Origin of the sequence: Rossellomorea orangium, from assembly GCF_019334305.1 — a bacterium.
In the GTDB taxonomy this organism is placed as follows: domain Bacteria; phylum Bacillota; class Bacilli; order Bacillales; family Bacillaceae_B; genus Rossellomorea.
Genome location: NZ_JAHWGH010000032.1, coordinates 107691 through 108264, shown reverse-complemented (window position 1 = coordinate 108264; position 574 = coordinate 107691). Strand labels below are relative to the sequence as shown.

Below are 574 nucleotides of genomic sequence, written 5' to 3'. Positions count from 1 at the left end.
TACGGAGGAATACCCAAGTCCGGCTGAAGGGATCGGTCTTGAAAACCGACAGGGGTGTAACAGCCCGCGGGGGTTCGAATCCCCCTTCCTCCTCCATATTTACTTTCATATTTCATATCGTCGCGGGGTGGAGCAGTTCGGTAGCTCGTCGGGCTCATAACCCGAAGGTCGCAGGTTCAAATCCTGTCCCCGCAATACCATTTTTGCTTGTTATCAGTAAGAGATTAACTTTGATCCTTTTATGAGTAACGCAAGGATAGTTATTTTCGCTAGCGCGAAAAAACTTTGGTCCGGTAGTTCAGTTGGTTAGAATGCCTGCCTGTCACGCAGGAGGTCGCGGGTTCGAGTCCCGTCCGGACCGCCATTTTCTTTTACATAGTGGCTCAGTAGCTCAGTTGGTAGAGCAATGGACTGAAAATCCATGTGTCGGCGGTTCGATTCCGTCCTGAGCCACCATTTTTCTATTTAAACATGTCATGGCGATTGTGGCGAAGTGGTTAACGCACCTGATTGTGGTTCAGGCATTCGTGGGTTCGATTCCCATCAGTCGCCCCATATTTACTTAAATAGAATT

General features: G+C 48.8%; 5 tRNA genes. All 5 read left to right on the top strand.

Going from position 1 to position 574, the window contains the following annotated elements:
• The first annotated feature begins 3 nt into the window (after positions 1–3).
• The 5 genes from KYJ26_RS23820 to KYJ26_RS23800 all read left to right on the top strand — a co-directional run bounded on the left by KYJ26_RS23820 (position 4) and on the right by KYJ26_RS23800 (position 555).
• Positions 4–96: transfer RNA gene (locus KYJ26_RS23820), tRNA-Ser, on the top strand.
• Between the two features lie 25 nt (positions 97–121).
• Positions 122–195 (top strand) — tRNA-Met (locus KYJ26_RS23815).
• A gap of 92 nt (positions 196–287) precedes the next feature.
• Positions 288–364 (top strand) — tRNA-Asp (locus KYJ26_RS23810).
• Between the two features lie 16 nt (positions 365–380).
• Positions 381–456: transfer RNA gene (locus KYJ26_RS23805), tRNA-Phe, on the top strand.
• 23 nt (positions 457–479) lie between these two features.
• Positions 480–555: transfer RNA gene (locus KYJ26_RS23800), tRNA-His, on the top strand.
• Positions 556–574 lie beyond the last annotated feature (19 nt).